We start from the raw sequence: 7,686 nt of genomic DNA on the forward strand, positions 1-7,686 counted from the left end.
GTCGTTGGGAGCTGGTTGCGGGCGTCTTCTCCCGCAACCCGGAGCGGACCAGACAGGTCGCGCGAGACCTCTTCATCGACCCGCAAAGAGCCTATGCAGACCACACTGAAATGGCTGCACGCGAGGCTGAGCGCCCAGACGGCATCGACGCCGTCACGATCTGTACGTTCAACGAAACCCACTATGAAATCGCCGATGCGTTTCTTGCCAAGGGCATACACGTAATCTGCGACAAGCCGCTAGTAGTGAACCGCGAGCATGCCCGCGCCCTGAGCGCAAGGGTGGCCGAGACTGGCCGATTGCTTGCAATAACATACACCTATTCGGGCTATCCCATGGTGCGAATGGCAAGGGACATGATTGCCGGGGGCAGGCTGGGCCAGGTCCTATCCGTCCAGGTGGAATATGCGCATCAGTACCAGACGCAGGCCTTTGGCAAAAAGGAATGGCAGCACGACCAGACCAAGGCAGGAGCGCTCGGTGTGGTGGCGTCGCTTGGGACGCATGCATTCCATCTGGCCGAATATGTCAGCGGGCTACGTGTAGAAGCGCTGGCTGCGGATTTGGCCAGCTTGCGCAATCCGCTCGACGACCATGTCAACATGTTGCTGCGCTTCGAAGGTGGAGCCCGTGGAGCCCTTTGGACCACCTCGATAGCTCACGGCTGTCCAAATGGGCTTGCACTGCGTGTGTTCGGATCCGATGCCGCGATCACCTGGCACCAAGAGCATCCCGAACAACTCACCTTTACGGCATCCGGGCAGCAGCCGGTTGTCTTTGCCCGCGGCGGCGCGGGCGTCAGCGCCGGAGCGAAAGCAGCCTCCAGAATTCCTGCCGGCCATCCCGAAGGTTATCTCGAGGCGTTCGCCAACATTTATTCAGCGGTGGCGCGGGCAATTTCGGAAGGTCGAAACACGCCCGACAATGGAGACTTCCCCACCGTTCACGACGGGGCAAGGGGCGTTGGCTTCATGTTCACTGCGCTGCGGTCGGCCGGGGCCGGAAGCGTGTTCGTTCCATTCGAGTTGTGAGCGTTTCCCCAAGAGACCGCCTGTGGTTCGGATGGCGTCGAGACTTGGCTCCTAATTCGATGAAGATCCCTTACAGCTCGACCATGTGAACCAGGAAGGAAACGACGCCGAGGATATCTTAAGCGATGAGGGAGGATTCGTGACTGGCCGGACCTTTGGGTTGACGGCGGTTTTGCCTTGCGAGAAACCGTCATCCTTTCTCGGCTTGATCGGGTGAGATCCAGCTTTGGAGTATCCAGCGCCGGAACATGTCCATGTGCGCGGAAAGCGTTGTGGTCAGCCTGTTGACGTCGCGCGCACGAAGCGCATCGAGTTCGTCCTTCATGACCCAATATTCTATGTGCAGCCATTGGCGGTCATCGGTAGCGCGACTGGCCAGCCTTACGCGGGTCAGATGATCCTGCAGCCGTCCAAGTATCAAGCAGATAAGATCGTTCTCGCAGTACGTCAGGAACATGCGCTGCAGATGCTCATAGGCCTCGCGAACCGGATATGGATTACCCGCTTCCACGTCCGGTCGGATATTTTCGAGCACCATCGCGAACTCCTCGATCGCGTCTGCCGGTATGTGGTCTATCGACTGTACCGCGACTTGTATCTCGAGGGCCTTGGTAACCTGGTAGACATCGTCGATGTATTTTCTATCGAGCGCAGCCACCTGCAGGAACTTCGCGTCTACATGATTGACCAAACCATCTTCTACCAATCGCTCCACCGCCGCCCTGATCAGCGGTTCGCCGATGTCTAGACGCTCTGCAAGGTCGCTTTCGGAGATCAGTTCACCCGGTCGCAAATTGCTGTCAACGATCAGCTTCTTGACCATCGCGTAAGCCGGCACGCCAACCGCTGCACTCTTTTCAAGTTCCTGCACGGTAATCAGTGCTCCCTACCTAAACGACGGCGGCGCCATGTACGTCATGAAAGCCGACGGTCGTTCAAATCCGTGGTTTGGCAAAACCTGTGCCTCAGCTTCGATGCAATGCCGCGATTGTGCGCCTACTTGTTGTTTGGGCGGTCCGAAGGTGCCGTGCGAGAGCTTCCAGGGTGGGCCGAAAGTAAAGCGTAATTGCGAGCGTGATAAACCAAAGGAGAAGCATCGGCTGTGCCGCCGGCGACCAGGCGTCCAACGACAATCGTATGGTCGCCAGATTCAATCAGGGAATCCACCTGACATTCCGCATATGCACGCACGTCCTTGATCACGGGAGCACCCGTGGTTTCGCCATAAGCCCAATCTATGCCGCCGAACTTATCGCCTTGACCGAACGCGAACTGATCTGAGATCCACGATTGATCACTGGCCAGAAAATTGACGGCGAAACGCTTCTGGGCCCGGATGACCTGAAGCGTGTATTTTGACGATTGCAGACATATGACCAGCTGCGGGGGGCTCAGCGACAGGGACATCACTGCACTGACGGTCAACCCGACCGGTGCTCCACCGGAGTCGGTTGCCGACACGATGGTTACGCCACTGGGAAACCCACCGAATATGCCACGAAAGGTGTCGGCATCCACACTTGGCCGGTCTCCTGGATTTTGCTCATCTTTCGAAGTTGAGGCGACCGTCTGAGATGTCATGCCCGTGTGTCAGCCTTCGATTGCGTACTGAATTCTGCATACACTAGCGCGCCTGGATGTGATTTGCAAGCCAGGTCGCTAGCCAAATCCACCTCGCAGGGACTTGGGAGGCCTGTTTGCGTTGTCGAGGAACTCCGCAGTGCGCAACGAGAATCTGTAGGTGTGGTCGGAGGTGTTCAGCGTTAGGTCCTGAGCAGCCAGGAGGGTCTCAAGGCCACAGCTTGCAAGGGGGTACGGTTGCACTGAGCCGAGCAGCTCACGACGTTGGAAGAAATGGATCGCCCACATAGTCTGGTCGAAAACAAAACAAGCGAGATCGGCGCTTCCAATCCCCAGGCAACTTTATTCAACCTATGTCGCGAACTGGCTTGTTTGGAGCGTGGAATCCAGCAAGAGCGCCAGATATTCTTGTTCAAGCCATCGCGGCGGGCTTGTCATCCCGCAATCCGAAATGAGGCCGTCGTTCAAACGATATGCGCAGCCCAAACTCGGACATAAAATCCCGAGCGCGGTCTGTGTCGCGCCTGCCGACCCGCGACACCCATTCCGAAAACAGGCGCACCGCGCGCCGGTTCATATGCCGCGAAGGACAGACAAGCCAGTATCCGGGGAACTCTATCACGTCGAACTGGGTCGAGACGGGCACCAAAGCGCCCGAAACAAGGTCCTCGAACGCAATTGACGTGCTTTCCAGAACCACGCCCGCTCCATCCTTCGCCAGCTGAACCGACATCGAGGAGCGGTCGAAACGATAGGGATAGGTCATGCGCGCGCCCTGGACACCGTTACGCGGCAGCCAGTAATCCCAGCGGAAATAGGCCTTGACGCTGTCGATCAGTCTTGCCTGGCGCAACTGCTCGCGCGGATCGGATGAAAGCCTCTGCAGTTCTGTGAGATACGAAGCCGAGCACATGGGCAGGATCAGGTCGTTGACCACGCAGTCCGAATAGAGGCCGGCCCAGCCCCCGTCGCCGTAGCGAAGATCGAGATCGATGACCTCGGTTTCGAAATCCGAGAAATTGGGTGTCGCGTCGACGCGCAAATTCCAGGTCGGGTAGTCCTTGCTGAATTCAGCTAAACGTGGCGCCAGCCATTTCTCGCCAAAGGAGGGACTGACCCGGAGGCTGAGCTGAAAGCTTTCGCGCTGGCGAACGATGGCGTTTCGAACCTCGCGGATGGACTCGAAGGCTTGCGTGGTGGTCTGGTAGAGCCGCTCCCCGTCGATCGTCAGGGAAAGGTGGCGCTTTTCGCGCTGGAACAGCCGCACGCCCAACTGGTGCTCGAGCAAGCGCAGTTGCTGGCTGACGGCCGAAGGCGTCACCTGCAATTCCTGCGCCGCTTTCGCCACGCCGCCGAGGCGCGCAACGGCTTCGAAATGCGCCATCGACTTGAACTTGATGTCCGACATATCGTGCTCGTCAGTTAAGTTCAGCTACACAGAATGTTAAGAAACGAGAATTGAGCCGAATGTCAATCGGTCGCATCATCCCTGCGATCTCGGGAGGAGATGCAGGATGGAAACGGCCCAGGGCCTGGGCGTCGCCGGCAATGTGAGCGCGGCCGCACAGGCATCGACCAGGACGCCTCTGATCGACGCTGCCAATGTCGAGAAGAGCTACGGCGCAACCCGCGTCCTGCGCGGCGTGAGCTTTCAGGTCCGGGCAGGCGAAATACATGCGCTGCTGGGCGGCAACGGCGCCGGCAAGAGCACCCTGATCCGCATCATCACAGGCCTTACGTCCCGCGACGCCGGCGATGTCGTCTTCATGTCGGAGAAGCCCGGCCGGGGCGGCCCGATCATAGCGGTGGTGCATCAGGAGCTGGCGCTGCTGCCCGAACTGTCGGTCGCGGAGAACATCGGTATCGTGCATGCGAAGTCCGGCCTGTCGCAGAGCAGCCGCCGCCGCATGCACGACATCGCCCTCAATGCGCTGCGCCTGATCGATACGGCGATCGGCGAGGAGATCGTGGACCTCACGGCGGCCAAATTGTCCCTGCATGAAGGGCAAATCGTGGAGATCGCTCGCGCGCTTTCAACAGGCGCCGAAGTGCTGCTTCTCGACGAGCCCACCGCCAACCTGACCGCGGGCGAGACGGCCAAGCTTTTCTCCGTGCTGAAGCGTTTGGCGCGAGACGAGGGTATCGGAATCGTATTCGTCTCGCACAGGATGCGGGAAATCCGCGAACTCTGCGACGTTTGCACCATCCTGCGGGACGGCATCACCGTGGCGAATGGGACGCCGCTTGCCTCGCTGAGCGACGCCGAGATCATCCAGCAGATGGGGCAATCGACCCACCGTTCCGGCGCGCAGCTCAAGCGGCGGGAGCGCAGCCGAGAGGGTACCCCGGTGGAGTTGCTGGGGCCCGACGGCGCCATTTTGGAAATCTGGCCCGGCACCATCTTGGGGCTGGCCGGCGCACCGGCGGGTCCGACGGGCCTGATCGATCCCCTCGTCGGCGCGGGAAAGGGCGCCGGCTGGCGCCTCTCCGGCGAGGGTCTCGCAGATGGCTTCCCCTCCCCGGCCGCGGCGGCGCGCGCGGGCATCGGCTTCGTCTCGGGTGACCGGGCAGCGAAGGGCATCCTTTCGCAGCTTCCGATCGTCGACAACGTGCTTGCCGCGCGCAGGGTTCGCGACAACCGGCGGATCGTCGGCGCCGCCGAACGGCAGGAATGTTCCGGTCTGGTTTCGGCGCTCAAGTTGAAGGCGGGCTCGATCTGGGACCTTCCGGCGTCGCTGTCCGGCGGCAACCAGCAGAAGCTGATTGTTGCGCGCTGGCTCGGATTGCCGCTGCGCATGGTGGTGCTGGAAGAGCCGACGCGCGGCGTCGACATTGGCACCAAGCACGATATCTACGCGCTGATCCGCGAGATGGCGGATACGGGAGCAATCATTGTCTGGTGGTCGACCGAGAACGTCGAGCTGCTCGAGCTGTGCGATGTGATCTTCGCCTTCGACACCGAGGGGCGCCCGAAGGGGTTTCTGCCGGACGAGCGCTTCACCGAAGACGGGCTCGCCGAGCTGACGGGGATGGCAGCATGACCGACGCAACCAACGGCGCCGCGACGGCCAAGAAGGCTCGGGCCGCCAGGACCTGCGCTCCCGGGATTCTTATGTCCTACCGCACCGAGGCCGCAATCGCCGGCGCGATTGTCGTCCTGTTGCTGGCGGTGGGAATATTCGTCCCCGCGGCGCTCAGCATGGGCAACGTCCAAAACATCATCCAGGCCGCTGCGCCGCTCATCATCATGTCGCTCGGCGTCTTCTTGGTCGTGGTCACCGGCGGCATCGATCTTTCGGTCGGCTCGGTGTTCTCGCTGACTGGAATGGTCACGGCGTTGGCAATGGCCAAGGGAGCCGACGATCTTACCGCCAGCCTGGCAGGCTTGGCCGTGGGGCTGGTATTCGGAGCGATCAACGGGTTTCTCGTCACTGTCGTCAGGCTCGCTCCTTTCGTTGTCACCCTCATCACTTATGCGGTGGCGGGCAGCCTGGCCTTCATCGTCACCAAGGGTCGCTCGATGCCGATCAGTGCGCCGGATTTCTGGCTGCTGAATTCCGGCGAGATCGTCCCCGGCATCCCCAATCATCTTCTGTTCTGCATCGTCCTGATGGTCTTGCTGGAATATGTGCTGCGCAAGGTCGTGCTGGGTCGCTGGTTCTATGCCGTCGGGTCGTCGGCGACCGCAGCCCGGCTGCTCGGCATTCCCGTGCTTCGCATCAAATTCGCCGCCTATGTCATTTCCGGCCTGCTCGCCTCGTTCGCCGGGCTGCTGACGGCGAGCTACATCCTCAATGCCGAGGCAACGGCCGGCGCCAGCCTGATGCTGCAGGCGATTGCCGCGGTCGTCATCGGCGGTGCCAGCCTCTTTGGCGGAACCGGCAGCGCGATCGGCGCGGTGCTCGGCGCGCTGATGATCACCTGCATCCAGAACGGCGTGAACCTCATCGGCGTCAACAGCTTCTGGCAAGGCTCCGTCACCGGCGCTGCGATCCTGCTTGCGGTCCTGATCGACCGCTTCAGCAACAAGAACCGACTCTAGATCATCAATGGGAGGAACCAAGATGAAGTTGAAGAGCATCCTAATTGCAGCACTGGCGGCGTCCGCCTTGTCCAGCGCATCATATGCCGAGGACAAGAAGACCGTCGCCTATATCGCGCCCTCGCTGGACATCTCCTACTGGCAATGGGTCGGCTACGGCGTGAAGGAGAAGGCCAAGGAGCTCGGCATGGACTATGTCGAGTACACCTCTGAGAACTCACCCGCCAAGCAGATGGACAATGCGCGGACGGCCGTGACAAAGGGGGTCGCGGCAATCGTGATCGGTCCGGTCAGTTCGACATCGACGCCGCCGCTGCTCGATTATCTGGAAAAGCAGAAGGTGCCGATCGCCTTCGCCGGCATCGGTCCGCAGCCGGGACTAACCAACTACACATCTTCTGTCACCGCAAACAATTATGAGACCGGCAAGGCGCAAGGGAAATTCACCTGCGATCTCGCCAAGGAGCGCGGCGGCAACAAGGTAGGCATGCTGTCGCTGCCGCAGGACCGGGAGAATGCGCAGAAGTATCTCAAGGGCGCCAAGGAGGCGTTCGCGGCGGACGGCTGCGACTTGGTCCAGATGCTTGAAACCCGGGGCCTGACCATCAATGAGGCTGTCACTCAGGCAAACGACCTGCTGACTGCACATCCCGACGTCAAGGCAATCTACGGCATGTATGATGAGGCCGGGAGCGGTGCCGCAAAGGTGGTCGAGACCCGAGGCCTCACCGGCAAAGTTGGCATCACCGTCGCCGATGGCTCGCCCACCACCATTGCGCTGCTGAAGAAGGGGGCGATCCAGGGCATCTTCTTCCAGGAAGCGGTCGGCCAAGGAATCGACGGCACCCAGCAAGTCTACAACGCCCTGACGGGAGGCAAGGTGACCCAGGATCTGGCTCTGGTGATGCCATTGGTCACCGCCGACAAGGTCGACAGTCCCGAGGCGAAGAAGGTTATCGCCCGCGTTTTCCCCCCGAGCAACTGACCGCCTTCGAACGGACCCGCCGGCGAGGCCGGCGGGTCCAGCAGCAA

7 protein-coding genes are annotated in these 7,686 nt (G+C 60.8%); 4 read left to right on the forward strand and 3 right to left on the reverse strand.

Annotation, left to right across the window (positions count from 1 at the left end):
- A partial coding sequence (locus tag EOA28_RS17925; RefSeq protein WP_148670748.1) for a Gfo/Idh/MocA family oxidoreductase occupies positions 1–1,031 on the forward strand: 1,031 nt, incomplete at its 5' end.
- Positions 1,032–1,221: 190 nt separating this feature from the next.
- Here the strand turns inward: EOA28_RS17925 and EOA28_RS17930 are convergent.
- From EOA28_RS17930 to EOA28_RS17940, 3 genes are all read right to left on the reverse strand, one after another.
- A complete protein-coding gene (locus EOA28_RS17930) occupies positions 1,222–1,902 on the reverse strand; it encodes a GntR family transcriptional regulator (RefSeq protein ID WP_128315109.1) in 681 nt (226 codons plus the stop codon).
- A 125-nt stretch (positions 1,903–2,027) separates the two neighbouring features.
- The gene (locus EOA28_RS17935; RefSeq protein WP_189342084.1) at positions 2,028–2,549 is read right to left on the reverse strand and encodes a flavin reductase family protein; all 522 of its coding nucleotides are present in this window, start codon (positions 2,547–2,549) and stop codon (positions 2,028–2,030) included.
- A gap of 475 nt (positions 2,550–3,024) precedes the next feature.
- The gene (locus EOA28_RS17940; protein WP_128315111.1) at positions 3,025–4,020 is read right to left on the reverse strand and encodes a LysR substrate-binding domain-containing protein; all 996 of its coding nucleotides are present in this window, start codon (positions 4,018–4,020) and stop codon (positions 3,025–3,027) included.
- Positions 4,021–4,126: 106 nt separating this feature from the next.
- Here EOA28_RS17940 and EOA28_RS17945 point away from each other — a divergent pair, with 106 nt between their 5' ends.
- From EOA28_RS17945 to EOA28_RS17955, 3 genes are read left to right on the forward strand one after another with little or no spacing between them, the layout of a single operon-like run.
- Complete coding sequence (locus EOA28_RS17945; RefSeq protein WP_128315112.1) at positions 4,127–5,653, forward strand: sugar ABC transporter ATP-binding protein; 1,527 nt, start codon at positions 4,127–4,129, stop codon at positions 5,651–5,653.
- On the forward strand, positions 5,650–6,654 hold the full coding sequence (locus tag EOA28_RS17950) for an ABC transporter permease (protein ID WP_128315113.1): 1,005 nt from the start codon (positions 5,650–5,652) through the stop codon (positions 6,652–6,654). The genes EOA28_RS17945 and EOA28_RS17950 overlap by 4 nt, the downstream gene beginning before the upstream one ends.
- Positions 6,655–6,676: 22 nt before the next feature.
- Positions 6,677–7,639 carry a substrate-binding domain-containing protein gene (locus EOA28_RS17955; RefSeq protein WP_127875746.1) on the forward strand — a complete coding sequence of 321 codons (963 nt, stop codon included), beginning with the start codon at positions 6,677–6,679 and terminating at the stop codon, positions 7,637–7,639.
- Positions 7,640–7,686: the final 47 nt, after the last annotated feature.

This window comes from Mesorhizobium sp. M2A.F.Ca.ET.067.02.1.1, assembly GCF_004023285.1.
In the GTDB taxonomy this organism is placed as follows: domain Bacteria; phylum Pseudomonadota; class Alphaproteobacteria; order Rhizobiales; family Rhizobiaceae; genus Mesorhizobium.

Coding starts and splice junctions, on each gene's coding strand:
- EOA28_RS17950 (WP_128315113.1), top strand. CDS start 5,650: ATGACCGACGCAACCAACGGCGCCGCGACGGCCAAGAAGGCTCGGGCC.
- EOA28_RS17940 (WP_128315111.1), bottom strand. CDS start 4,020: ATGTCGGACATCAAGTTCAAGTCGATGGCGCATTTCGAAGCCGTTGCG.
- EOA28_RS17945 (WP_128315112.1), top strand. CDS start 4,127: ATGGAAACGGCCCAGGGCCTGGGCGTCGCCGGCAATGTGAGCGCGGCC.
- EOA28_RS17955 (WP_127875746.1), top strand. CDS start 6,677: ATGAAGTTGAAGAGCATCCTAATTGCAGCACTGGCGGCGTCCGCCTTG.